Origin of the sequence: Geodermatophilus sp. CPCC 205506 (assembly GCF_051383635.1) — a bacterium.
GTDB lineage: Bacteria > Actinomycetota > Actinomycetes > Mycobacteriales > Geodermatophilaceae > Geodermatophilus.
The window spans coordinates 1-23,147 of the sequence record NZ_JALPKP010000022.1; the positions used below are offsets into that span (position 1 = coordinate 1).

Annotated in this window: 26 protein-coding genes; 19 read left to right on the forward strand and 7 right to left on the reverse strand. The window is 74.6% G+C overall.

What is annotated here, in order from left to right; genetic code table 11:
- The 8 genes from MY520_RS13925 to MY520_RS13960 form a co-directional block, all read left to right on the forward strand.
- The coding region (locus MY520_RS13925) for an ankyrin repeat domain-containing protein (RefSeq protein ID WP_436692694.1) at nt 1-388 on the forward strand (388 nt) is incomplete at its 5' end.
- A gap of 139 nt (nt 389-527) precedes the next feature.
- Nucleotides 528-4,358: a multifunctional oxoglutarate decarboxylase/oxoglutarate dehydrogenase thiamine pyrophosphate-binding subunit/dihydrolipoyllysine-residue succinyltransferase subunit gene (locus MY520_RS13930; RefSeq protein ID WP_436692695.1), complete on the forward strand. Its 3,831-nt coding sequence runs from the start codon at nt 528-530 to the stop codon at nt 4,356-4,358.
- 69 nt (nt 4,359-4,427) lie between these two features.
- Nucleotides 4,428-4,607 (forward strand): DUF6104 family protein, encoded by a 180-nt coding sequence (locus MY520_RS13935; RefSeq protein WP_436692696.1) that lies wholly within the window; start codon nt 4,428-4,430, stop codon nt 4,605-4,607.
- Nucleotides 4,608-4,662: 55 nt separating this feature from the next.
- Nucleotides 4,663-5,397, forward strand: coding sequence for a hypothetical protein (locus MY520_RS13940; protein WP_436692697.1), 735 nt, complete (start codon nt 4,663-4,665; stop codon nt 5,395-5,397).
- 61 nt (nt 5,398-5,458) lie between these two features.
- A complete protein-coding gene (locus tag MY520_RS13945; protein ID WP_436692698.1) occupies nt 5,459-6,172 on the forward strand; it encodes a metal-dependent hydrolase in 714 nt (237 codons plus the stop codon).
- 36 nt (nt 6,173-6,208) lie between these two features.
- Nucleotides 6,209-7,546 carry an MFS transporter gene (locus tag MY520_RS13950; RefSeq protein ID WP_436692699.1) on the forward strand — a complete coding sequence of 446 codons (1,338 nt, stop codon included), beginning with the start codon at nt 6,209-6,211 and terminating at the stop codon, nt 7,544-7,546.
- Nucleotides 7,543-8,991 carry a pyridoxal phosphate-dependent decarboxylase family protein gene (locus MY520_RS13955; RefSeq protein ID WP_436692700.1) on the forward strand — a complete coding sequence of 483 codons (1,449 nt, stop codon included), beginning with the start codon at nt 7,543-7,545 and terminating at the stop codon, nt 8,989-8,991. Before MY520_RS13950 ends, MY520_RS13955 begins: the two co-directional genes overlap by 4 nt.
- Before the next feature lie 52 nt (nt 8,992-9,043).
- Nucleotides 9,044-10,000 carry a 2-hydroxyacid dehydrogenase gene (locus tag MY520_RS13960; RefSeq protein WP_436692701.1) on the forward strand — a complete coding sequence of 319 codons (957 nt, stop codon included), beginning with the start codon at nt 9,044-9,046 and terminating at the stop codon, nt 9,998-10,000.
- Here MY520_RS13960 and MY520_RS13965 read toward each other — a convergent pair.
- On the reverse strand, nt 9,987-10,502 hold the full coding sequence (locus tag MY520_RS13965) for a Clp protease N-terminal domain-containing protein (protein WP_436692702.1): 516 nt from the start codon (nt 10,500-10,502) through the stop codon (nt 9,987-9,989). The two genes, MY520_RS13960 and MY520_RS13965, sit on opposite strands and share 14 nt — an antisense overlap.
- A gap of 15 nt (nt 10,503-10,517) precedes the next feature.
- Nucleotides 10,518-10,739, reverse strand: coding sequence for an RNA polymerase subunit sigma-70 (locus MY520_RS13970; RefSeq protein WP_436692703.1), 222 nt, complete (start codon nt 10,737-10,739; stop codon nt 10,518-10,520).
- 130 nt (nt 10,740-10,869) lie between these two features.
- Between MY520_RS13970 and MY520_RS13975 the strand changes: the two genes are divergently transcribed.
- The gene (locus tag MY520_RS13975; protein ID WP_436692705.1) at nt 10,870-11,319 is read left to right on the forward strand and encodes an SRPBCC family protein; all 450 of its coding nucleotides are present in this window, start codon (nt 10,870-10,872) and stop codon (nt 11,317-11,319) included.
- Between the two features lie 43 nt (nt 11,320-11,362).
- Here MY520_RS13975 and MY520_RS13980 read toward each other — a convergent pair whose 3' ends face one another.
- The gene (locus tag MY520_RS13980) at nt 11,363-12,553 is read right to left on the reverse strand and encodes an NAD(P)-dependent malic enzyme (protein WP_436692706.1); all 1,191 of its coding nucleotides are present in this window, start codon (nt 12,551-12,553) and stop codon (nt 11,363-11,365) included.
- Nucleotides 12,554-12,616: 63 nt separating this feature from the next.
- Between MY520_RS13980 and MY520_RS13985 the strand changes: the two genes are divergently transcribed.
- Nucleotides 12,617-13,222, forward strand: a complete 606-nt coding sequence (locus MY520_RS13985; protein WP_436692708.1) for a dTDP-4-dehydrorhamnose 3,5-epimerase family protein — start codon at nt 12,617-12,619, stop codon at nt 13,220-13,222.
- On the opposite strand, the gene MY520_RS13990 is transcribed toward MY520_RS13985, so the two are convergent.
- Nucleotides 13,205-13,579, reverse strand: coding sequence for a S26 family signal peptidase (locus tag MY520_RS13990; protein ID WP_436692710.1), 375 nt, complete (start codon nt 13,577-13,579; stop codon nt 13,205-13,207). The two genes, MY520_RS13985 and MY520_RS13990, sit on opposite strands and share 18 nt — an antisense overlap.
- Before the next feature lie 54 nt (nt 13,580-13,633).
- On the opposite strand from MY520_RS13990, the gene sodN reads away from it, so the two are divergent.
- The 6 genes from sodN (at nt 13,634) to MY520_RS14020 (ending at nt 18,219) form a co-directional block, all read left to right on the forward strand.
- Entirely contained in the window at nt 13,634-14,035 is a 402-nt protein-coding gene (gene sodN / locus MY520_RS13995) for a superoxide dismutase, Ni (RefSeq protein ID WP_436692712.1), read from the forward strand.
- Between the two features lie 90 nt (nt 14,036-14,125).
- Complete coding sequence (locus MY520_RS14000; RefSeq protein ID WP_436692714.1) at nt 14,126-15,418, forward strand: PP2C family protein-serine/threonine phosphatase; 1,293 nt, start codon at nt 14,126-14,128, stop codon at nt 15,416-15,418.
- A 32-nt stretch (nt 15,419-15,450) separates the two neighbouring features.
- Complete coding sequence (locus tag MY520_RS14005; RefSeq protein WP_436692718.1) at nt 15,451-16,116, forward strand: phosphatidylserine decarboxylase; 666 nt, start codon at nt 15,451-15,453, stop codon at nt 16,114-16,116.
- Between the two features lie 11 nt (nt 16,117-16,127).
- Nucleotides 16,128-16,955, forward strand: coding sequence for a CDP-diacylglycerol--serine O-phosphatidyltransferase (gene pssA / locus MY520_RS14010; RefSeq protein WP_436692720.1), 828 nt, complete (start codon nt 16,128-16,130; stop codon nt 16,953-16,955).
- Nucleotides 16,952-17,440 carry an N-acetyltransferase family protein gene (locus MY520_RS14015; RefSeq protein WP_436692722.1) on the forward strand — a complete coding sequence of 163 codons (489 nt, stop codon included), beginning with the start codon at nt 16,952-16,954 and terminating at the stop codon, nt 17,438-17,440. Before pssA ends, MY520_RS14015 begins: the two co-directional genes overlap by 4 nt.
- Nucleotides 17,437-18,219, forward strand: a complete 783-nt coding sequence (locus MY520_RS14020; protein WP_436692723.1) for an HAD-IIA family hydrolase — start codon at nt 17,437-17,439, stop codon at nt 18,217-18,219. The genes MY520_RS14015 and MY520_RS14020 overlap by 4 nt, the downstream gene beginning before the upstream one ends.
- A 4-nt stretch (nt 18,220-18,223) precedes the next feature.
- Here MY520_RS14020 and MY520_RS14025 read toward each other — a convergent pair whose 3' ends face one another.
- Complete coding sequence (locus MY520_RS14025) at nt 18,224-18,706, reverse strand: hypothetical protein (protein ID WP_436692725.1); 483 nt, start codon at nt 18,704-18,706, stop codon at nt 18,224-18,226.
- 134 nt (nt 18,707-18,840) lie between these two features.
- Here MY520_RS14025 and MY520_RS14030 point away from each other — a divergent pair, with 134 nt between their 5' ends.
- Nucleotides 18,841-19,863, forward strand: coding sequence for a diacylglycerol/lipid kinase family protein (locus MY520_RS14030; protein ID WP_436692727.1), 1,023 nt, complete (start codon nt 18,841-18,843; stop codon nt 19,861-19,863).
- Nucleotides 19,864-20,409: 546 nt separating this feature from the next.
- Nucleotides 20,410-20,700, forward strand: coding sequence for a WhiB family transcriptional regulator (locus MY520_RS14035; RefSeq protein ID WP_436692728.1), 291 nt, complete (start codon nt 20,410-20,412; stop codon nt 20,698-20,700).
- A gap of 108 nt (nt 20,701-20,808) precedes the next feature.
- Here MY520_RS14035 and MY520_RS14040 read toward each other — a convergent pair whose 3' ends face one another.
- Nucleotides 20,809-22,293: a sensor histidine kinase gene (locus MY520_RS14040; protein WP_436692730.1), complete on the reverse strand. Its 1,485-nt coding sequence runs from the start codon at nt 22,291-22,293 to the stop codon at nt 20,809-20,811.
- Nucleotides 22,294-22,387: 94 nt separating this feature from the next.
- On the opposite strand from MY520_RS14040, the gene MY520_RS14045 reads away from it, so the two are divergent.
- Nucleotides 22,388-22,912, forward strand: a complete 525-nt coding sequence (locus tag MY520_RS14045) for a GNAT family N-acetyltransferase (RefSeq protein WP_436692732.1) — start codon at nt 22,388-22,390, stop codon at nt 22,910-22,912.
- Here MY520_RS14045 and MY520_RS14050 read toward each other — a convergent pair.
- Nucleotides 22,909-23,139 carry a biotin/lipoyl-binding carrier protein gene (locus MY520_RS14050; RefSeq protein WP_436692733.1) on the reverse strand — a complete coding sequence of 77 codons (231 nt, stop codon included), beginning with the start codon at nt 23,137-23,139 and terminating at the stop codon, nt 22,909-22,911. The two genes, MY520_RS14045 and MY520_RS14050, sit on opposite strands and share 4 nt — an antisense overlap.
- Nucleotides 23,140-23,147 lie beyond the last annotated feature (8 nt).

Consider the following 23,147-nt stretch of genomic DNA (forward strand, 5'->3'; position numbering starts at 1 on the left):
GGGCGGTGCGGCCGGGGCCGCCCGCGCGCTGCTCGACCGGGGCGCGGACGCCGACGCCGGGGCCCTGCACGCCGCCGCGGCGCACGGCCGGCTCGAGCTGGTCCGGCTGCTGCTGGACGCCGGCGCCGACGTCAACCGTCGGGAGCCGGACACCGGCCGCTCCCCGCTGCACGCCGCCGTCGCGGCCGGCGTCGACCGCGACGCGCCCGAGGTGGTGCGTGTCCTGCTCGACGCCGGCGCGGACGTCAACGCCACCACCAACGACGGGGCCAGCGCCCTCGACATCAGCCGCGTGTCGGCGGCCCGCACCCGACGCGAGGACGCCGGCCGGGCCACCGCCCACGACGCGCTGGCCGACCTGCTCGTCGCCCACGGTGCCACCGCCTGATGCACCGCCACCCGCCTGGCCGCGAGCCGGTGCAGGCTGCGCGGGCAGCCCGGTCCGGGCACCCGGACGGGCGTACACTCCCCACCCGGTCCAGACACGTCCACCGACGACGAAGAAGGCACTCGACCCCGTGTCAAGCGTGAACTCATCCCGGCCGTCCTCCACCCCCTCCTCCTCAGCGGTGGCAGGGTTCGGCACCAACGAGTGGCTGGTCGAGGAGATGTACCAGCAGTACCTCGCCGACCCGTCCAGCGTTGACCAGGCCTGGCACGAGTTCTTCGCCGACTACCGGCCGGGCAGCCCGGTGGCCGCGAGCGACGACCGCCAGCAGCCGGCCGCCTCCCCGGACGGCCCCGAGCCGGCCCCGTCCTCCGCCGAGCCGTCGGCCGAGCCGGAGGCGACTGCGCCGGCGGCCGGCGCCCCGGCCCCGCAGGCGCCCGCCGCCCAGGAGCCGGCGGGCGGCGCGCCGTCCCGGGCCACCCCGGTGGAGCCGAAGACGGAGGCGACCGTCGTCGACCGCGCTGCCGACACCGCCGCCGCCCAGCAGAAGGCCACCCCGGCGCCGAAGCCGGCCGCCAAGCCCGCGCCGCCGAAGGCGCCGGCCGGCGAGGGCCCGAAGCAGACACCGCTGCGCGGCGCGGCCGCCAGCATCGTCAAGAACATGAACGCGTCGCTGACCGTCCCGACGGCGACCAGCGTGCGCGCGGTGCCGGCCAAGCTGCTGGCCGACAACCGCATCGTCATCAACAACCACCTCGCCCGCTCCCGCGGCGGGAAGGTCTCCTTCACGCACCTGATCGGCTACGCGCTGATCCGGGCGCTGGACGACTTCCCGGAGATGAACGCCTCCTTCACCGAGGTCGACGGCAAGCCGACCCTGGTGACGCCCGAGCACGTCAACTTCGGCCTGGCCATCGACCTGCCGAAGGCCGACGGCTCGCGGTCCCTCGTCGTGGCCTCGATCAAGGCCGCCGAGCAGATGGACTTCGCCCAGTTCTGGGGCGCCTACGAGGACGTCATCCGCCGGGCCCGCGCCGGCAAGCTGACCCTCGAGGACTACTCCGGAACGACGATCAGCCTCACCAACCCGGGCACGATCGGCACCAACCACTCGGTGCCGCGGCTGACCGCCGGCCAGGGCACGATCGTCGGCGTCGGCGCCATGGAGTACCCGGCCGAGTTCCAGGGGATGAGCCCCGAGGCGCTCACCGAGATGGCGGTCAGCAAGATCATCACGCTGACCTCGACCTACGACCACCGGATCATCCAGGGCGCGCAGTCCGGCGACTTCCTCCGCCGCCTGCACCAGCTGCTGCTGGGTGAGGACGGCTTCTACGACGGCGTCTTCCGGTCGCTGCGCATCCCCTACGAGCCGGTGCGCTGGATGCCCGACGTGCGGGTCAGCCGCGAGGGGCAGATCGACAAGGAAGCCCGGGTCATCGAGGTCATCGAGTCCTACCGGCGCAACGGCCACCTCATGGCCGACACCGACCCGCTCGAGTTCAAGGTCCGCAGCCACCCCGACCTGGACATCCTGCAGCACGGCCTGACGCTGTGGGACCTCGACCGGAAGTTCCCGGTCGGCGGGTTCGCCGGCGAGAAGCTCATGGCCCTGCGCGACGTCCTGGGCGTGCTGCGCAACTCCTACTGCCGCACCGTCGGCGTGGAGTACATGCACATCACCGACCCCGAAGAGCGGGACTGGATCCAGCAGCGGGTCGAGCTCAAGGCCGAGCAGCCCGACCGGGACAAGCAGAAGCACGTGCTCGGCCGGCTCAACGCCGCCGAGGCCTTCGAGACGTTCCTGCAGACCAAGTACGTCGGCCAGAAGAGGTTCAGCCTCGAGGGCGGCGAGTCGGTGATCCCGCTGCTGGACGAGGTGCTCATCGCCGGCACCGACCACGACCTCGACGAGGTCGCGATCGGCATGGCGCACCGCGGCCGGCTCAACGTGCTGGCCAACGTCCTGGGCAAGAGCTACGCCAAGATCTTCGGCGAGTTCGAGGGCAACATCGACCCCGGCACCGTGCAGGGCTCCGGCGACGTGAAGTACCACCTGGGCGCCGAGGGCACCTTCAAGAACCCGTTCGACGACAAGTCGATCGCGGTGTCGCTGGCCAGCAACCCGTCGCACCTCGAGACGGTCAACCCGGTGCTCGAGGGCATCACGCGGGCCAAGCAGGACCTCATCGACAAGGGCGAGAACGGCTTCACCGTGCTGCCGGTCCTGCTGCACGGCGACTCCGCGTTCGCCGGCCAGGGCGTGGTCGCCGAGACGCTGAACCTCTCCCAGCTGCGCGGCTACCGCACCGGCGGAACCGTGCACGTCGTCATCAACAACCAGGTCGGCTTCACCACCAGCCCGGCGGCGGCCCGGTCGAGCCTCTACTCGACCGACGTCGCCCGGATGATCGGCGCGCCGGTCTTCCACGTGAACGGCGACGACCCCGAGGCCTGCGTGCGGGTGGCGCGGCTGGCGGTCGAGTACCGGCAGGCGTTCAAGAAGGACGTCGTCATCGACCTGGTCTGCTACCGCCGGCGCGGGCACAACGAGGGCGACGACCCCTCGATGACCCAGCCGCTGATGTACGACATCATCGACCGCAAGCGCTCGGTCCGGAAGCTCTACACCGAGGCGCTGATCGGCCGCGGCGACATCACGCTGCAGGAGGCCGAGGAGGCGCTCAAGGACTACCGCGAGCAGCTGGAGCGGGCCTTCGCCGAGACCCACGACGCGCAGGACTCCTCCGCGCCCGAGCCGGTCATGGACCCGCGGACGGCGCACGAGTCCACGGTCGCCACCGCGATCACCACCGAGGTGCTCAAGGCGATCGGCGACGCGCACGTCTCGCTGCCGCAGGACTTCACCGTCCACCCGAAGCTCCAGCGGCTGCTCGAGCGCCGCGCGGCGATGGTCAGCGAGGGCGGCATCGACTGGGCCATGGGTGAGCTGCTGGCCTTCGGCTCGCTGCTCATGCAGGGCGTCCCGGTCCGGCTGGCCGGCCAGGACTCCCGCCGCGGCACGTTCGTGCAGCGCCACTCGGTCCTCATCGACCGGCAGTCGGCCGCGGAGTACACCCCGCTGGCCAACCTCGCCGAGGACCAGGCGAAGTTCTTCGTCTACGACTCCCTGCTCAGCGAGTACGCGGCCCTGGGCTTCGAGTACGGCTACTCGGTGGCCAACCCGAAGGCCCTGGTGCTGTGGGAGGCTCAGTTCGGCGACTTCGTCGACGGCGCGCAGATGGTGATCGACGAGTTCATCAGCTCCGGCGAGGCCAAGTGGGGTCAGCGCTCCGGCGTCGCCCTGCTGCTGCCGCACGGACTCGAGGGCCAGGGCCCCGACCACTCCAGCGGTCGCCCCGAGCGGTTCCTGCAGCTGTGCGCCGAGAACAACATGACCGTCGCCAACTGCACGACGCCGGGCAACTACTTCCACCTGCTGCGCCGCCAGGCGCTGTCGGACGTGCACCGGCCGCTGGTCGTCTTCACACCGAAGTCGCTGCTGCGGGCCAAGGCGGCGGTCAGCCCGGTCGAGGACTTCACCGAGCAGAACTTCCGCCCGGTCCTTCCGGACGCCGGTGTCGGTGGCGAGCCGCTCGACGACGCCGCGGTGCGGCGGGTCCTGCTGTGCAGCGGCAAGGTCGCCTACGACCTGCAGGCGCAGCGGGAGTCCGACGGCAGCGCAGACACCGCCGTGGTGCGGGTCGAGCAGCTCTACCCGCTGCCGGCCGAGCAGATCCGGGCGGAGCTGGAGCGGTACCCGAACGCGAGCGACGTCGTCTGGGTGCAGGAGGAGCCGATGAACATGGGCGCCTGGCAGTTCATGGCGGTCAACCTGCCCGAGCACCTGCCGGCCGGCCGCACCCTGCGCCGGGTCAGCCGTCGCGCGTCGGCCAGCCCGGCCGTCGGCTCGGCCAAGGTGCACGAGGCCGAGCAGAAGCAGCTGATCGCGACCGCCTTCGCCGACTGACCCACCCGCCCGACTCCGACGCCCGGCCACCGATCTCCCTCGGCGGCCGGGCGTCGTAGGTTCTGGTGCGTGTACTTCACCGACCGGGGTCTGGAAGAGCTCGCCGAGCGGCGCGGCGAGGAGCAGGTCACGCTCGCCTGGCTCGCCGACCAGATGCAGGCGTTCGTCGACCAGCACCCGGACTTCGAGGTGCCGGTCGAGCGGCTGGCGACCTGGCTGGCGCGGGGCGGCACGGACGACGACGACTGAGTTGTCGGCACGTCGACCCCGTCCCGGGTCCCGCCCTGAGCCTGCGAAGGGCGGGGTGGACGGCGCCCTCTCCATCCCGTTGGAACGGGTGACCGTCCGGCGGGAGATCCGCGAGCCCGACGCCTGGTTCTGGGCGCTGCCGGTCATCGCGCAGCTGCGGGACGAGGGCATGCCGCTGGCGCCGGTCACCGTGCTGGTCGGGGAGAACGGCAGCGGCAAGTCCACGCTCGTCGAGGCCGTCGCCCGCGCCTGGCAGGAGCTGCTCACCGCCCAGGTCCACCACTGGGGTCCCGAGCCGTCGGCGGAGGACGCCTCCCTGTGGCGGGGGCTCTGGCTGGAGACGGCGTACCCCCGCCCCCAGGGCGGCATCTGGCTGCGGGCCGAGACGATGCACCAGCTCTTCGCCTCCGTCGACCGGGAGGCGGTCGAGTTGCGGCCCTTCGACGGCGTTCCGCTGAACACCCGCTCGCACGGCGAGGGCTTTCTCGCCTTCCTCGAGTCGCGCACCACCGAGCGGGGCCTCTGGGTGCTCGACGAGCCCGAGTCGGCGCTGTCCTTCCGGTCCTGCCTGCGGCTGATGGTGCTGCTGCAGGGCGCGGTGCGGACCGGCTCCCAGGTGCTGCTGGCCACGCACTCCCCCGTGCTGGCGGCGTACCCGGGCGCCACCGTCTACGAGCTCGACGCCGGCGGCTACGCCGCCCGGGCGTGGGCCGAGCTGGAGCTGGTCCGGGACTGGGCGGCCTTCTACGAGGACCCCGGGCGGCTGCTGCACCACCTGTTCGACGAGTGAGGTGACACGCCCGGGCGCCGGGATCCCCCGCTGCCGGCCCGGACGGCGGGACGCTTCGTGCGTGCTCGGTCACTCGCACGCCCTGTCCGGGCTCGCCGCAGGCGCGGCGACACTGCCGTGGGCCCCGGTCGAGGGCCCCGTCGCCCAGGTCGCCTGGATCGCCGCCGTCGGCGGGATGTCGATGCTCCCGGACCTGGACTCCAGCGGCTCGACCGTCTCGGACATGTGGGGGCCGGTGACCGACGTCCCCTCGGGGGCGATCGGGCGCCTGGCGCAGGGGCACCGCTGGGGCACCCACGACGCCGTCCTCGCGCCGATCGCGTTCGGGGCGCTCGCGCTGGCCGCGGCCAACGCGTTCTGGTCCAGCCTGCTGCTCCTGGCCCTGGCGATCGGGCTGGCGCTGCGCGCCCTGCACTTCGTCATCCCCGGCCGGGCGGAGAACACCGTCGTCGGCAACCTGGTGCTGTCCTGGGGCTCGGCCTGGCTGCTGCTCGGGCACATGCCCTCCCCGGCCTGGCTGCCGTGGGCGGTGGCGCTCGGCGTGCTCACCCACATCGCGGGCGACGCGATCACCAAGCAGGGCGTCCCCGTCCCGCTGATCTGGCTGGTCCGGCGCTGCCGGGTGGTGCTGACCCCGCTGCGCACCGGGGCCACCCTCGAGAAGGCCGTGCTCGCCCCGGCGTTCGTCGTCGGAACGCTGTGGTTCGTCTACGCGAACACCGGCGTCCGGACGGCGGTCGAGCCGTGGCTGCAGGACCTCAGCGGCCTGCTCTGATCCGGGCGCGGCCCCCGGTTCGCTAGGTTGCCCGCCGTGACCGCCGTCTCCTCCGCGCCGCCGACCCCCCGGCTGGGCCGCGGAACGCACCTGGGCTACGCCCTGGGCTCCATCGGGACGGCCGCATTCGGCACCGTGCCCGGGCTGTTGCTGCTCTTCTACCTGACCGACGTCCTGGGCGTCGCCGCCGGTGTCGCCGGGCTGGTGGTGTTCGCGCCCAAGGCGTGGGACGTCGTCCTCAACCCCTGGATCGGCAACCGCTCGGACCGCACCGAGAGCCGCTGGGGCCCGCGCCGGCCCTGGATGCTGGCCGGCGGGCTGACCCTCCCCCTGCTGTTCGTGCTGGTCTTCGCGGGGCCGGGTGCGCCGCCCGGACCGGCCGCGCTCTGGGTCGCGGTGGCCTTCCTGCTGGCCGCCACCGCCTACGGCTGCTTCCAGGTGCCCTACGTCGCCCAGCCGGCCGAGATCACCGATGACCCCGGCGAGCGGGCCACCCTCATGTCCTGGCGGGTGGCGGTGCTGGCGCTGGGCATCCTGCTGGCCGGCGCCGGTGCTCCGGCGGTCGTCGACCTGGCCGGCGGCGGGCGGGCGGGACACCTGGCGATGGCGGCCTTCGTCGCGGTGCTCCTGGCCGTGGGCATGCTGGGCGCGGTCGTCGGCACCCGCTCGGCCCCGACGCTGACCCGCGTGCGCAGCGAGGGCCGGCTGCTCGCCACCCTGGTCCGCGCCTGGCGGTCCCGGCCGTTCCGGCTGCTGCTCGCCGGCTTCGTCGTCCAGGCACTGGGGATCGGCGTGATGCTGGCCGGTGTCCCCTACTACTCCCGGCAGGTCCTCGGGGACCCGGCCGCCGGGTCGCTGCTGTTCGCGGCGCTGGTCGGCCCGGCGATCCTGGTCATGCCGCTGTGGCTGCGGGTGAGCCGCCGGCTGGGGAAGCGGACCGGCCTGCTGGCCGCCTCGGTGCTGTTCGCGGCCGGCGCCGCGGCGCTCGCGCTCGGCGACGCGGGCGGGACCGGCCTGGTCATCGCGCTCGTGGTGCTGGTCGGGGTCGGCTACGCCGGGATGCAGATGTTCCCCCTGGCGATGCTGCCCGACGTGATCGCCGCGGACGAGGCCGCGTCCGGGCAGCGCCGGGCGGGGGTGTTCACCGGGGTCTGGACGGCGGCCGAGACGCTCGGCCTGGCCGTCGGCCCGGGCCTGCTCGGCGGGCTGCTGGCGCTGGCCGGCTACGTCTCCTCGACCGGGGACCAGGTCGTCGCCCAGTCCGCGTCCGCGGTGACCGCGGTGCAGCTGGGGTTCAGCGTCGTCCCGGCCGTGTTGGTGCTCGCCGCGCTGCCCTTCTTCGCCCGCTACCGCCTCGAGGAGACCGGCCCATGACGCCCGACGACGTCCTGGCCGAGCTGACCGCGCTGCAGGCCGGCGACGTGCCCACGCACGGCGGAGCGACCATGGCCTACGTCTACGACTCCGGGCTGGAGGGGCTGGACGACCTCGCGGCCGCGGCCCAGGCGGCGTTCCAGTGGACCAACGCGCTGGACCCGACCGCCTTCCCGAGCGTCGCCCGCATCGAGAACGACCTGGTCGGCGCCGCGGCAGCGCTGCTCGGCGGCGGGCCGGACGTCGTCGGGACGCTGACCAGCGGCGGGACGGAGAGCTGCCTGCTCGCGGTGCTGTCCGCCCGCGAGCGGTGGCGCGCGGCGGGCGCGCCGGGGCGCCGCCCGCGCCTGGTCCTCCCGGTCACGGCGCACGCCGCCTTCCGCAAGGCCGCGCACCTGTTCGACCTCGAGGTGGCCGAGGTGCCGGTCGACCCGGTCACCTGCCGGGCCGACGCCGCGGCGGTCGCCGCGCTCCTGGACGAGCGAACGGCCCTGGTGGTGGTCAGCGCACCGTCCTACCCGCACGGGGTCCTCGACCCGGTCGGCGAGGTGGCCGCACTGGCCGCGGCGGCCGGCGTCCCCTGTCACGTGGACGCGTGCATCGGCGGCTGGGTGCTGCCCTTCCTCGACGGCGTCCCGGAGCGCTTCGACCTCTCGGTGCCCGGCGTGACCTCCCTGTCGGTCGACCTGCACAAGTACGGGTACGCGCCCAAGGGCGTCTCGGTGCTGCTCACCGCCGACCCCGGGCTGCGCCGGGCGCACTGGTTCACCACAGCCGGCTGGCCCGGCTACCCGGTGGTCAACCCGACCCTGGCCGGCACCCGATCGGCCGGTCCGATGGCCGCGGCGTGGGCGGTGCACCGGCTGCTCGGCGTCGAGGGGTACCGGTCGCTGGCCCGGCGGGCCCGGGCGGCCACGGTGGCCCTGGCCGAGGGGATCGGCGCCGTCGAGGGGCTGCGCGTGGTCGGGACGCCGGCGGCCACGCTCGTCGCTCTCGCCCAGGACGGCGCGGACGGCGTCGACGTCCTCAACCTGGCCGACGAGATGACCGCCCGCGGCTGGCTGCTGCAGCCGCAGCCGCCGTTCGGCCAGCCCGGCGGCGCGGACCTGCCCGCGACCCTCCACCTGACGGTCACCGCGGCGACCGCCGGCCGGGTCGACGCGCTGCTGGCCGACCTGGCCGACGCCGCCCGTGCCGCGGCCGCGCTGCCCCGCCCGGTCGCCGACCCGGCCCTGGTGGCGGCCGCGGCGACGCTCGACCCGGCGGCGCTCACGGCCGTCGAGGTCGACGCGCTCCTCGCGCTGGCGGGGGTCGGCGGCGGCGGGCTGCCCGAGCGGATGGCGCCGGTGCACGCGCTGGTCGCGGCGCTCCCCCGCCCGCTGGCCGAGCGGCTGCTGGCGGGCGTGCTGGAGCTGGTCTACCGGCCGACGACGGTGCCCCGGTGAGCGGTCCGGCCGTCCTGCCGGCCCCGCCGGGCGAGAACGGACGAGGAGCCTCATGAGCGGGCACGTGTACGTCACCCGGCTGCTGGTCGACGACGCGATGGCGACGCTGGCCGAACTCGGGCCGCCCCTGGTGACCGGGCGGGAGGAGCCACCGACGGCCGAGGAGATGCGGCGCGACGTGGCCGGGGCCGTCGCCGTGGTGAGCACGCTGACCGACCGGGTGGACGCCGCGCTGCTCGACGCGGCCGGACCGTCGCTGCGGGTGGTCGCGAACGTGGCGGTGGGCTACGACAACGTCGACGTCGCCGCGGCGGCCGAGCGGGGCGTCGTCGTCACCAACACCCCCGGCGTGCTCGACGCCGCGACCGCCGACCTCACGATGGGCCTGGTGCTGGCCGCCGCGCGCCGGATCGCCGAGGGCGACCGCTTCCTGCGCACCGGCACGCCCTGGATCTGGGGGCCGCGGATGATGACCGGCCTGGACGTCTCCGCCGGGGCCACCCTCGGCGTCGTCGGCTACGGGCGGATCGGGCGGGCCGTGGCCCGCCGCGCGCGGGCGTTCGACATGCGGGTGCTGGCCACCCCGACCCGCACCCCGCTGGGCCCCGACGACGGTCCGGTGGAGTTCCGGGAGCTGCCCGAGCTGTTCGCGGAGAGCGACGTCGTCACCCTGCACTGCCCCCTCACCCCGGGTACCCACCACCTGGTGGACGACGCCTCGCTCGCCCGCATGAAGCCGACCGCGCTGCTGGTCAACACCGCCCGGGGCCCCGTCGTCGACACCGACGCGCTGGTCCGAGCCCTGCAGGAGGGCCGGCTGGGCGGCGCCGCGCTCGACGTGTTCGAGGGAGAGCCGCGGGTGGACCCGCGGCTGCTCGCGCTGGAGCAGGTGGTGCTGACCCCGCACCTGGGCAGCGCCGCCGACCGCACCCGCAGCGCCATGTGTGCCCTCGCGGTGCGCAACGTCGCCGAGGTGCTGGCCGGACGGCCGGCGCTCACCCCGGTGTGACGTCGAGGCCGACCTCGGCGCGCGCCGCGTCCCGGAGGCGGTCCCGGTCGACGCCCAGCGCGGTGAGCGCGCGGATCGCGGTCCCCCGCTCGATGGCGCAGGCCGCCGCGACGACGTGCGCCCCCTGCAGGAGGGCGGGCCGCGTCGACGTCGACAGCGCGACGGCCTCCTGGAAGACCTGCTGCGCCTGAGGGGTCGAGCGGAGCACGCCGGTCGCGGGGCCGCGCAGCCCGGAGGCGGCCGGGGAACGGTGCTCGGCGTCGACCCCCACGGCGGCCAGGGCGCTCACGTGCGCCGCCTCGACCGCGCTCCGCAGCTGCTCCGGGGCAACGCCGACGCGGGCCAGGGCCCGGAGCGCCGTGCCGTCGGGCAGCGCCGCGGCGGCCAGCAGCAGGTGCTCGGGGCCGGGCGTCTCCTCCCCGCTCCGCCGCGCCTCCGCCTCGGCGCCGGTGAGCAGCCGCCGGATCGTCCGCACGTCCCGCACGGCGTTGACCACTCGCATCGACGTTCCTCCTGGCTAGCGGTCGCGCCGCGCGCGGACCTCGGGTGCGAACTTCTTGTGCGCCGCCTGGGCACTGATGCCGAGCGCCTCTCCGACCTGGGCCCACGTCCAGCCCTGCGCGATCGCCTCGGTCACCGCGTCGACCTCCAGCGCGGTCGCCAGCCGGCGCAGCGCCACCACGGCCGCCAGCGCTGCCTCGGGGTCCTCCGGTGGCGGGAGGGGCTGCGGCTCGGCCACGCCATCAACCTAGATTGATGCTCCGCGTGCCGTCAACCACCGTTGATGCGCACCCTGGACGCGGACCGGGGACCCGAGGAGGCTGTCGCTGCCGGCCCGAGGCCGGCACTCCGGCGGGAGGGGCCGGCCGATGCGCTTCCGGTTCAGCTTCCACACCCGGGCGACGCCCGAGCAGGTGTGCACCGCGTTCACCGACGTCAGCGACCGTCGTCTGCAGATCTGGCGACGCACGCTCGACCCGGCGAAGTACGAGGTGCGCGAGGCCGGCGACCACTGGGCCGTCCTCCGGGAGGGCAGCCGCGGGACCCGGATCTGGGTGCTCCTCCGGTACGAGTGGCCCGACCCCGGCACCATCCGGTGGACGCTCCTCGACAGCGACCACTGCGACCGCGGCCGCGGCGAGGTCGTCGTCACGCCGGGGGCGGGCGGCGGGAGCAGGGTCGACGTCGTCATCGACCACGGCGCGCCCCGGGGGTTGCGCGGCCGGGCGATCCTGCTCGGCCAGCGCCTGGCCGGCCCGCTGGCGTTCCCGCGGCTCTGGCGCTCGACCCTCGACGAACTGGCCGCCACCTCCGTCTGAGCGGAGTCGCCCGGTGACGGGGACCGTCACCGGGCGACTCCGCTCAGCGGGTGACGCCCTGCTCCCGCGCGCAGGCGGACACGGCGGCGGCCACGGCCGCGGCGACCCGGCGGTCCAGCGGGCTGGGGACGACGTAGTCCGGGCGCACGTCCGCGCCCACCACGTCGGCGATCGCGGTGGCGGCGGCCAGCTTCATCTCCTCGGTGATGCTGGTCGCGCCGGCGTCGATCGCCCCCCGGAACACCCCGGGGAAGGCCAGCACGTTGTTGATCTGGTTGGGCTCGCCGCTGCGCCCGGTCGCCACGACCGCCGCGTACTTGGCGGCCATCTCCGGATCCACCTCGGGGATCGGGTTGGCCAGCGAGAACACGATGCACTGGGGGGCCATCGAGGCGATGGCCGCCTCCGGCACCGTTCCGCCGGACAGGCCCAGGTAGACGTCGGCCCCCTCCAGCGCACCGGTCATCGTGCCCGCGTACCCGGCCAGGTTCGTGTTCTCCGCGACCCACCGCTTGATCGGCGTGAGGTCCTCCCGGCCGAGGTGGATGACCCCCTTCGAGTCGGCCACGGCGATGTCACCGACGCCCGCCTCGAGCAGGATCTTGGAGCAGGCGATGCCCGCCGCCCCGGCCCCGGCGACGACGACCCGCAGGTCGCCGAGCTCGCGCCCGACCACCTTCGCCGCGTTGCGCAGCGCGGCCAGGACGACGATCGCGGTGCCGTGCTGGTCGTCGTGCATGACCGGGATGTCCAGCCGGTCCCGCAGCCGCTCCTCGATCTCGAAGCAGCGCGGGGCGCTGATGTCCTCGAGGTTGATCCCGCCGAAGGACGGCGCGATCGCCACCACCGTCTCGACGATCCGGTCGACGTCGGTGGTGGACAGCACGATCGGCACCGACGAGATGCCGGCGAACTCGCTGAACAGGCAGGCCTTGCCCTCCATGACCGGCAGCGCGGCGGCCGGCCCGATGTCGCCGAGGCCGAGCACGGCGGTCCCGTCGGAGACGACGGCGACCACCCGCGGCGCCCAGGTGAACCGGCGGGCCAGCGCCGGCTCGGCGGCGATGGCGCTGGAGACGCGGGCGACGCCCGGCGTGTAGGTCAGCGCGAGGTCGGCGACCGAGTCGATCCCGCGGGTGGGCCGTACGGCGAGCTTCCCTCCCTCGTGCACCGCGAACGCCGGGTCATCGGCGAAGCGGTCGACGGTCGCGTCCTGCAGGTGGTCGGCGCCCATGGACCCGGCAGCGTAGACCAGCCGCCGCCGGGGATCTGCAGCCGTGGGCGTTACCGTCCTGACGTGCAGATCCGGGAGCTCGCCGTCCGCGACGCCTACGTCATCGACCTCGTGGCGCACGGCGACGCGCGCGGCCGGTTCACCGAGTGGTACCGCGCCGACGTCCTCTCCGCCGCGGTGGGTCACGCCCTCCCCCTCGCCCAGGCCAACCACAGCGTGTCGGCCCGGGGCGCGCTGCGCGGCGTCCACTTCGCCCTCGTACCACCGGGGCAGGCCAAGTACGTGTACTGCCCGGCCGGGCGGGTGCTCGACGTCGTCATCGACGTGCGGGTCGGCTCCCCGACGTTCGGCCTGCACGACTCCGTCGTCCTCGACGGCGAGCAGCCCCGCGCGGTGTACCTCGCCGAGGGCCTCGGCCACGCCTTCCTGTCACTGGCCGACGGCAGCTCGGTGACCTACCTCGTCTCCAGCGCCTACGACCCCGCCCGCGAGGTCGGCGTCGACCCGCTGGACCCCGAGCTCGGCCTGCCCTGGCCGGCCGACGTCGAGTTCGCGCTGTCGGCCAAGGACCGGGAGGCGCCCACCCTCGCGCAGGCCCGGGAACAGGGCCTGCTGCCCACGATGGCGGAGTGCGAGGCGCGGTACGCGCTCCTAGGCACCGGCGGCTGAGCCGAGCCGGCCCGGCCGCGGCCAGAGCCGGCCCACCACGCGGCCGACGACGACCGCAGGGCCGAACGCGCGGCTGTCGTCGGCGACGAGCGGGTTGTCACCCTCGACCCAGTGGCCGCCGGGCACTCGCCGGCGCACCCTCTTGACCACGAGCAGCTCCGGGCGGGCGGGGAACCGGGCCAGGACGACGGCACCCGGGCGGATCCCGTCGCCGGCGCCGACCCGGCGCACCAGGAGTCGGTCGCCGTCCCGCACCGTCGGCGACATCGAGGGGCCCGACACCCGGGCCATGACCCACGGCGTGACCAGCGGCGGGACCGCTGCGGGGCCTCGGGCCTCGGACCTGTCGGAGCGCATCACCGGGAGTAGGGTCCCAGACGAACCGACCCACGAGACCCGGAGGGCAAGTCCATGCGTTTCCGCATGTTCTCCGCCGTGGAGGCCACCGCGCACTGCGACCTCCCCTGCGGCGTGTACGACCCGGCCCAGGCCCGCATCGAGGCGGAGTCCGTCAAGGCGATCCAGCAGAAGTACCAGGACAACGAGGACCCGGTCTTCCGCACCCGCGCCATCCTGATCAAGGAGCAGCGGGCCGACCTGGTCAAGCACCACCTGTGGGTGCTGTGGACCGACTACTTCAAGCCCCCGCACTTCGAGAAGTACCCGCAGCTGCACGAGCTGTTCAACAAGGCCACCAAGCAGGCCGGCGCCTCCGGCGGCAAGGGCAGCATGGACCCGGCCGAGGGCCAGAAGCTGCTCGACTACATCGCCGAGATCGACAAGATCTTCTGGGAGACGAAGGCAGCTGCCTGACCATCCCCTCGACAGCGGCGCCGGCCGGCGGGACTCCCGCCGGCCCGGCGCCGCGGCCGGTTCCGACCCACGCACCGGACGGCGGTCGCCGTGAGCACCGCCGTCGCCGATCCAGCACGCCCGCCAGACGACCCAGCCCGGAGGTTCGCGATCGACGTCGGCGCCCTGCTCCACCGGGTCGAGGCCGCGGCACCGATCGAGGCGGTCGAGGCCGTGGCCGCGGCGCTCGCCGAGCAGGTCACCGCCCGGCAGGTCAGTTTCCTGATCGCCGACTTCAGCGGCCGGGCCGTCGTCCGCCTGACCTCCGCCGGGCCGGTCGAGGGCGCCCGCACCCGCGACGGCGAGCAGGCCGAGACGGTGCCCCTCGACGGGAGCGTCTTCGGAGAGGTCCTGCGGACCCAGCGGGTGGACGTGCGGACGGAGGGCGACGCGTACCGGCTGATCGTCCCGGTGACCGACCGGGGCGACGCGATCGGGCTGATCGAGCTGCTCCTGTCGCAACCCCCCACCCCCCAGCAGGTCGCGGAGGTGGCCGGCGCCGCGCACGCGCTGGCCTACGTCGTCATCGCCGCCCGCCGGCACACCGACGTCTTCGAGTGGGGCATGCGCTCCACGCCGTTCACCCTCGCCGCCGAGATCCAGCGCCGGCTCCTGCCGAGCGCCTACACCTGCGAGGGGGCGCAGTTCACCCTCGCCGGGTGGATGGAGCCGGCCAGCGAGGTGGGTGGCGACACCTTCGACTTCACGCTCGACCGAGACACCCTCCAGCTGTCGGTCACCGACGCCGTGGGCCACCAGGTCCCGGCGGCGTTGCTGGCCACGCTCCTCGTCGGCGGCCTGCGCAACGGCCGGCGCCGCGGTCTGGACCTCGCCGCACAGGCCCGCTACGCCGGCGACGCCTTGGCGGAGAACTCCGCCGCGGGGCAGTTCGTCACCGGCCAACTGCTCCGGGTGGACCTCGGCACCGGGTCGGCCGGCGTCGTCAACGCCGGCCACCCGTTCCCCCTCCGGCTCCGGAACGGCCGGGTCACCGAGATCCCCCTGGCGATCGACCCCCCGTTCGGCGTCTGGCCCGGCTGGGACTTCCGCGTCCAGCCCTTCCCGCTGGAGCCGGGCGACCGCGTGGTCTTCCTGACCGACGGGATGCAGGAGCGCAACGCCGCCACGTTCGACGTCGCCGCCGCGCTCGCCGACTCCGCCGACCTCCACCCGCGCGAGGTGGTGCACGCCCTCGGCGCCGCGGTGCTGCACGCCACCGGCGGCGACCTGCGGGACGACGCGACGATGCTCTGCCTGGACTGGTACGGCGGCCCGCCCCGAGCCAGGGACAGCGAGTACGGCGCCGACCACGCCCGCGTCTCGCCGTCCGCCACCCCCCGGTGACGGCGGGTGCATCCCGGTACCGTCTGACCCCGATGCGCATCGATCCGGCCGGGTGGCCCTTCATCGCCGGTCCCGTGGCCCCAGCGGCCCTGTTCACCGCCGCCGGGCGGTTCACCGGCCGGCGCGGGCTCCGCGTCGCCGCCTGGCCGTTCCTCGTCCTCGCCGCCTACATGACCCTGTTCTTCCGGGATCCCGACCGGCGCTGCGACGCCGAACCGCCCGACCCCGACGACGTCGTCTCACCTGCCGACGGCGTGGTCATGGTCGCCGGCGAGCCCCAGGAGGGCGTGGCCCCCGAGGGCGAGTGGCAGCAGGTCAGCGTCTTCCTCTCCGTCATCGACGTGCACGTCAACCGGTCCCCGTACCACGGCGAGGTCGTCGAGAGCTCCTACCGCAGGGGCAGCTTCCTGGCCGCCTACCGCAAGGAGTCGGCGCACCGCAACGAGCGCAGCGAGATCTGGCTGCGCGACGGCGACCGCACCGTGGTCTTCCGGCAGATCGTCGGCGTCCTGGCCCGCCGCATCGTGACCCGCACCGGCGTGGGCCGGCGGCTGGCCACCGGCGAGCGGATGGGCCTGATGAAGTTCGGGTCCCGGATGGACGTCTTCGTACCCCGTGAGTGCACGATCACCGTGCGTACGGGCCAGCGGGTGCGCGGCGGGGAGACCGTCGTCGCCCGGTGGTCCCCGGCCGGCTGAGGAGGCGGCCCATGCCCAGCTCCGCGTCTGGCGCACGCCCTCCGCAGACCCGCCGCACGGCCACGGTCGAGTTCGTCCGGGGCTCGGTCCGCGGCACCCGCCGCCGGGCGCTGGCCACCCTGCCCAGCATGTTCACGCTCGCCAACATGCTGTGCGGCTTCGCCGCGATCCTGGTCTCCATCCGGGGCCAGTACACGCTGGCCGCCGTCCTGGTCGGGTTGTCGGTGGTCTTCGACATCACCGACGGCGCCGTGGCCCGGCTGGTCGGCGCGGTCACCCCGTTCGGCCTGCAGTTCGACTCGCTCGCCGATCTGGTCTCCTTCGGGCTGGCCCCGGCGCTGCTGGCGTTCACCCTGTTCTCCGAGGGCCGCGACGAGTGGGACCCGCTGGGCTGGGTCGTCTGCTTCCTGTGGGTGGCCTGCGCGGCGATCCGCCTGGCCCGCTTCAACACAACGATCGACCCGACCGCGGACAAGCGGTACTTCACCGGGATGCCCAGCCCCGGCGCGGCCGGCGTGGTCCTGGCCTCGGTGTTCGCCTTCGGCGACCAGATGCAGGGCCGCGACCGGCTGTGGGTGCTGCTGATCGTCGCCGTCCCGGCCCTGCTCATGGTCAGCCGGATCCGGTTCCGGTCGTTCCGCTCGCTGGTCAGCCCGAAGAGCGGCCGCCCCTACGGCCTGGTGCTGGCGGCCCTGGCGATCGTCGTGGGCTTCGCCCTGGCGCCCGTCGTCACCGGCTGCGTCCTGGCCTACGGCTACCTCCTCGCGCCGGTGCTCGTGCCGGTGCTGTCCCCGCTCGGCCGGCTGGTGCCGGCCCGACTCAAGGAGCTGCTGACATGAGCGTCCGGCCGATCCGTCCCGACGACGTGCCGGCGGTCGTGGGGCTGGTGCGGGAGCTGGCCGAGTACGAGCGGGCCGCGCACGAGGTGCGGCTGACCGAGGAGCAGCTGACCACCGCGCTGTTCGGCGACTCCCCCAAGCTGTTCGGTCACGTCGCGACCGCCGGGGACGGGGTCGTCGTCGGCACAGCGCTGTGGTTCCTCAACTTCTCCACCTGGCGCGGCACCCACGGCATCTACCTCGAGGACCTCTACGTCCAGCCGCAGCACCGCGGCAGCGGCCTGGGGCGGGAGCTGCTGCGCACGCTCGCCGAGCTGTGCGTCGATCGCGGCTACGACCGGCTGGAGTGGGCGGTCCTGGACTGGAACACCCCGTCGATCGACTTCTACAAGGCCGCCGGCGCGGTGCCGATGGACGACTGGACGGTCTTCCGGCTCACCGACGACGCCCTGCCCGGCTTCGCCGCCGACCGGCGCGTGCCGTGAGCCTGGAGCGCGGGCCGGCCGAGTGCTGGCTCACCGACATGGACGGCGTCCTGGTGCACGAGGGCCAGGCCCTACCCGGCGCCGCGGACTTCCTGCAGCGCCTGGTCGACCGGGAGCGCCGGTTCCTCGTGCTCACCAACAACTCGATCTTCACCCCGCGCGACCTCGCCGCCCGGCTGGCCCGCTCGGGCCTGCACGTGCCGGAGGAGTTCATCTGGACCTCCGCGCTGGCGACGGCGGCCTTCCTGTCCGGCCAGCTGCCCGGCGGGTCGGCCTACGTCATCGGCGAGGCGGGGCTGACCACGGCGCTGTACGAGGCCGGGTACACGCTCACCGACACCGACCCGGACTACGTCGTCCTCGGGGAGACGCGCACGTACTCGTTCGAGGCGATCACCCGCGCCATCCGGCTGGTCGGCCAGGGCGCGCGGTTCATCGCGACCAACCCCGACGTCACCGGGCCCTCCCCCGAGGGCCCGCTGCCGGCCACCGGGTCGGTGGCCGCGATGATCACGAAGGCGACCGGAGCGGAGCCCTACTTCGTGGGCAAGCCCAACCCGATGATGTTCCGCAGCGCGATGAACCGGATCGAGGCCCACTCGGAGTCCACGGTCATGGTCGGCGACCGCATGGACACCGACGTCGTGGCCGGCATCGAGGCCGGGCTGCACACCATCCTGGTGCTCACCGGTTCCACCGCCGCGGCCGACGTGGGCCGCTTCCCGTTCCGGCCGAACCGGGTGCTCGACTCGATCGCCGACGTCGTCGCGCTCGTGTGACCGCTCAGCGGCGGTAGAACGCCAGCCGCGCCTCGGGGGTGAGCAGCAGGTAGATCTCCAGGCCGACCAGGACCAGGATCGGGACGCCGATCAGCGGCCGGCCGGCCTCGAACGCCGAGGTGTAGCCGAAGAGCCCGAGCAGCACCTGCAGGACGACGACCGGGCCGCGCGCCCAGCCCGACACCCGCCAGAGCCCGACGGACGCGGCGGCGAGCAGGACGGCGAAGAAGGACACGTAGACGATCTCGGCCACGGCCCGGCTCACGCTGTCGGCCGCCGACGTGATCGTCAGGTACAGCAGCACCAGCGCGAGGACGCCCAGCGCCACGGCCTCCACCGCGACGACCAGGGCGGCGCGCCGGACGGCCGCCGGCGCCTCGGCCCGGGGCTGGGCGTGGCGCGGTGCGCTGCGCTCGGCGGCGCCTCCGAGCAGCCGCTCGGCCCGGCGTCCAGGCCGCGGCGGGCGGGCTCCGGGCTGCTCGGTCACGGCCGCGAGGGTACGCGCCACGGCGCTCCGCCCCGGTCGCGCCGAACGCCGCGACGCAGGCCACGGGCGGCCCAAGGAGCCCGCCCGCCCCGCGCCTGACCGTCCGTTGCCGCTGCGCTGGCTAGCCTGGGCAGATGCGTGCGCTCGTGGTGGCCAACCCCGCGGCGACGACGACCACCCGGGGGGTGCGGAACGACGTCCTCACCACCCTGGCCGGGGACCTCAAGGTGGACCTCGCCGAGACCGCCCACCGCGGCCACGGCCGCGACCTGGCCCGGCAGGCCCGGACCGAGGGGGTCGACGTCGTCGTGGCCCTCGGCGGCGACGGCACGGTCAACGAGGTGGTCAACGGCCTCCTCGCTGACGGCCCGGGGCCGGACGTGCCCGTCCTCGCCGTCGTGCCGGGCGGGTCGACGAACGTCTTCTCGCGCGCCGTCGGTCGCTCCCGGGACCCCCTGACGGCGGCGACGGAGATCGTCGACTGCCTCCGGGACGGCCGCACCCGCCGCGTGGCCCTGGGGACGGCCAGTGCCCGCGGGACGACGACGAGGCCCGCGCACGTCCCCGACCCGGCGCTCGCCCAGGCCGTCGCCGACACCGCGGCGGCGACCCACCCCGAGTGGACCGACCCCCGCTGGTTCGTCTTCTCCGCCGGCCTGGGGTTCGACGCCGACGTCATCGGCCGGGTAGAGGCGCACCGAGCCCGTGGACGCCGGTCCACCGGCCTGCTCTACGTGCGGGAGGCCACGAGCGCCTTCGTGCTGGGCCACGAGCGCCGGCGCCCCGCGATGACGCTGGAGCTGCCCGGGGAGCCGGCGCTGGACGGGCTGTTCCTGTGCCTGGTCTCCAACGTCGCGCCCTGGACCTACCTGGGCACGCGGCCGGTGAACCCGAGCCCGGAGGCGTCCTTCGAGACCGGGCTGGACGTCTTCGCGATGGGCCGCATGGGCGTCTTCCGGATGCTGCACCACGTGCGGCAGGTCTTAGCCCGGCGGCCCGACGCCCGGGGCCGCGGGGTGCACCGTCGGCACGACCTGCCGTGGCTCACGCTGACCGCGGAGCGGCCCCAGGGCTGGCAGGTGGACGGCGACCACCTGGGGACGGCGACGGGGCTTCGGGTGACCAGCGTCCCGGCCGCCCTGCGCGTCGTCGGCTGACGCCGGCGGGAGCATCGCAGCGAGCGCCAGCGAGCGAGGAGCGGACCGGTGGCGGAAGCCGACCCGTGGACACCGTCGGCTGACGCCGGCGGGAGCATCGCAGCGAGCGACCGAGCCGACAGCGAGTGAGCATCGCAGCGAGCGCCAGCGAGCGAGGAGCGGAGCGAGCGAGGAGGCGAGCGGGATCGCAGCGAGCGAGGAGCGGACCGGTGGCGGAAGCCGACCCGTGGACACCGTCGGCTGACGCCGGCGGAGGACTGAGAGGTCTCGCTGTCCGGCCTCTCACCTGCGTCTTCGTGCACATCTGGGCGCGGTTGTCAACGCTCGACACGCGTCCGACCCGAGTCGAGTGGCGCACCTAGCATGCCCGTGGTGAGCTTGCTCACGAGGGGTCGACCGAAGCCCTCGATCTGCTTGACAGGTCTCCTCTGCGTGAAAACATCGCGGGAGGAAAGCAACCTGTCGGTAACAAATGCACGAAGTCGCTGTGCCATGGCGCTGGACACCCCGGTGCCGGCCTGCGGAGCGGTCCGAGGCCGGCGACTGATGCACCACACCGTAGACGACATCGAGGAGATCACCGCCATGGACTGGCGCCACCGCGCGCTCTGCCGCGACGAGGACCCGGAGCTGTTCTTCCCCATCGGGACGACCGGCCCCGCCCTCGGTCAGATCGAGCAGGCCAAGGGTGTGTGCCGGCGCTGCCCCGTCGTGGAGTCCTGCCTGGACTGGGCCCTGCGCTCGGGTCAGGACTCCGGCGTCTGGGGCGGGCTGTCCGAGGACGAGCGGCGCGCCCTCAAGCGGCGCCAGGCTCGCACTCGGGTGCACACCGCCTGACCCACGCCGGCACCCGGGCTCTCCGCCCGGCACCGCCGCACCGCACCGCCACGAGGCCGGTCCCGGAGTTCCGGGGCCGGCCTCGTGGCGTCCGCGGGCTCGACGGCGTCAGCGGCGGATGCGGCCGGCCCCCGGGAGGCTGAGGACCACCTCGGTGCCCGGCTGCCCGTCCTCCGGCGCCCCCATGGCGAGCGTGCCGCCCAGCTCACTGGTGACCAGCGTCCGCACGATCTGCAGGCCCAGGCCGTCGCTGGTCGCCGGGTCGAAGCCGGCCGGCAGGCCACGCCCGTCGTCCCGCACCCGGACGACGAGGTCGTCGCCGTCCCGCTCGGCGACCAGCTCGATCGAGCCGGGGCTGCCGTCCGGGAACGCGTGCTCGGCGGCGTTGTGCAGCAGCTCGGTGACCGCGAGGACCAGGGGCGTGGCGGCGACCGCCGGCAGCTCGCCGAACCGGCCGACGCGCCGGGTGCGGGCCGCCGGGCCGACCGAGGTCAGGTCGCCGAGCATGGGCAGCACCTGGTCGAGGACCGCGTCGACGGCGACGACGTCCTCGCGGCTGCCGGCCAGCGTCTCGTGCACCACCGCGATCGAGGCCACCCGGCGCACCGACTCCTCGAGCGCCTCGCGCGCGGCGGGCTCGGTCATCCGGCGGGCCTGCAGCCGCAGCAGCGCGGCCACCGTCTGCAGGTTGTTCTTCACGCGGTGGTGGATCTCGCGGATCGTGGCGTCCTTGGTGAGCAGCGCCCGGTCGCGCCGGCGGACGTCGGTGACGTCGCGGACCAGCACCAGCGCGCCGGCCTCCGCACCCGGGGCCTGCAGCGGCAGCGCCCGGACCAGCATCGTGCCCGCGAGGCCCTCCACGTCCATCGGGTCGGGGAACCGGCCGCCGACCGCCGCGCGGATGCCGGCCGCCACCGCCTCGCCGGCCACCCGGTCGGCCGCCGCGTTGCGGGTCAGCCGGGCCAGGTCGGCGCCGACGACGTCCCCGATGACGCCCATGCGGCGATACGCCGACAGCGCGTTGGGGCTGGCGTAGACGGCGAAGCCGTCGTCGTCCAGCCGGACCAGGCCGTCCCCCACCCGCGGGCTCAGCTCGGCGTCCAGGATCTTCTGGGGCGGGAAGGTGCCGGCCGACACCATGAGACAGAGGTCGGCGGCGATGTCGAGGTAGGTCAGCTCCAGGGTCGACGGGGACCGGGTGACCGCCAGGTTCGTGTCCCGGGCGAGGACGGCGACCACGACGCCGTCGTGCCGCACCGGGATCACCTCGCGGCGGCGCGGGGCCACGCCCGACCAGTCCGGCTCGCCCTCCGTGACCGGGCGCCCCTCCCGGTGGGCCACCTCGAACGGCTCGGCGGGCGGCCCGTCCACCTCGCTGCCGACGAGGTCGTCGGGCTGGCTGGTCGGCGCCGTGAGCGGCCGGACCTGCGCCACGCACCACCACGAGCCGCTGGCCAGCGGGACCCAGAGGGTGAGGTCGGCGAAGGAGAGGTCGGCCAGCAACTGCCAGTCGGCGACCAGCCGCCGGGCGTGGTCGACCTGTTCGGGCGCGGAGGCCGCCCCGCGGGTGAGGCGTTCGGAGAGGCTGCTCATGGTGCCTCCGAGGGTAGATAGGGGGTCTCCTCCCCCCACCCGCTCCCGGGCTCGCGGCGGGACCCCCTCCACGAGGGCCACCTACGCTCGGGCCGTGGTCTCCCCCGCCGGTGCGCCGTCCGTGCCCGCCGAGCCCGCCGTGTCGGTCGGGCCGGCCCGGCCGGAGGACTTCCCCGCCATCGCCGACCTGACCGTCCGCGTCTACGTCGACGGCGGGCTGACCGGCCCCGGGTACACGCCCGAGCTGGCCGACGTCGAGGGCCGGGCCACCCGTGCCGAGCTGCTGGTCGCCCGCGACGCGGACGGGCGGGTCGTCGGCAGCGTCGCCCTCGTGCTGGACGGGGACTTCGGCGAGGTGACCGAGTCCGACGACGAGGCCGCCTTCCGCATGCTCGTCGTCGACCCCGCGGTCCAGGGTCAGGGTGTCGGCACGCTGCTGGTGACCACGTGCCTGCACCGGGCCCGGGCGGCCGGCAAGCGCCGGATGGTGCTCTCCACCGGCCCCACCATGACCGCCGCGCACCGGCTCTACGAACGGCTGGGGTTCACCCGGCTGCCGGAGCGGGACTGGGCGCCCGTCCCGGGCATCGACCTGATGGTGTACGCGCTGGAGCTCTAGTCGGCCGTCGACGACACCGTGGCGATGAGGTCGCCCTCCTGCAGCACCTCGCCCTCCACGACGTGCAGCTCACGCACCGTGCCGGCCTGCTCGGTGAGGACGGGGATCTCCATCTTCATCGACTCGAGGATCACCAGGGTGTCGCCCGCCGAGACCTCGCTCCCCGGCTGAACGAGCACCTTCCACACGCTCGACACCATCTCGGCGTGGATCTCCTCGACCGCCACCGGCACCT

Bases quoted from the DNA above. Each gene is read 5' to 3' on its own strand.
- MY520_RS13955 (WP_436692700.1), top strand. From the start codon at position 7,543: ATGACGCCCGACGACGTCCTGGCCGAGCTGACCGCGCTGCAGGCCGGC.
- MY520_RS13960 (WP_436692701.1), top strand. From the start codon at position 9,044: ATGAGCGGGCACGTGTACGTCACCCGGCTGCTGGTCGACGACGCGATG.
- MY520_RS13965 (WP_436692702.1), bottom strand. From the start codon at position 10,502: ATGCGAGTGGTCAACGCCGTGCGGGACGTGCGGACGATCCGGCGGCTG.
- MY520_RS13975 (WP_436692705.1), top strand. From the start codon at position 10,870: ATGCGCTTCCGGTTCAGCTTCCACACCCGGGCGACGCCCGAGCAGGTG.
- MY520_RS13980 (WP_436692706.1), bottom strand. From the start codon at position 12,553: ATGGGCGCCGACCACCTGCAGGACGCGACCGTCGACCGCTTCGCCGAT.
- MY520_RS13990 (WP_436692710.1), bottom strand. From the start codon at position 13,579: ATGCGCTCCGACAGGTCCGAGGCCCGAGGCCCCGCAGCGGTCCCGCCG.
- sodN (WP_436692712.1), top strand. From the start codon at position 13,634: ATGCGTTTCCGCATGTTCTCCGCCGTGGAGGCCACCGCGCACTGCGAC.
- MY520_RS14005 (WP_436692718.1), top strand. From the start codon at position 15,451: ATGCGCATCGATCCGGCCGGGTGGCCCTTCATCGCCGGTCCCGTGGCC.
- pssA (WP_436692720.1), top strand. From the start codon at position 16,128: ATGCCCAGCTCCGCGTCTGGCGCACGCCCTCCGCAGACCCGCCGCACG.
- MY520_RS14015 (WP_436692722.1), top strand. From the start codon at position 16,952: ATGAGCGTCCGGCCGATCCGTCCCGACGACGTGCCGGCGGTCGTGGGG.
- MY520_RS14030 (WP_436692727.1), top strand. From the start codon at position 18,841: ATGCGTGCGCTCGTGGTGGCCAACCCCGCGGCGACGACGACCACCCGG.
- MY520_RS14035 (WP_436692728.1), top strand. From the start codon at position 20,410: ATGCACCACACCGTAGACGACATCGAGGAGATCACCGCCATGGACTGG.
- MY520_RS14040 (WP_436692730.1), bottom strand. From the start codon at position 22,293: ATGAGCAGCCTCTCCGAACGCCTCACCCGCGGGGCGGCCTCCGCGCCC.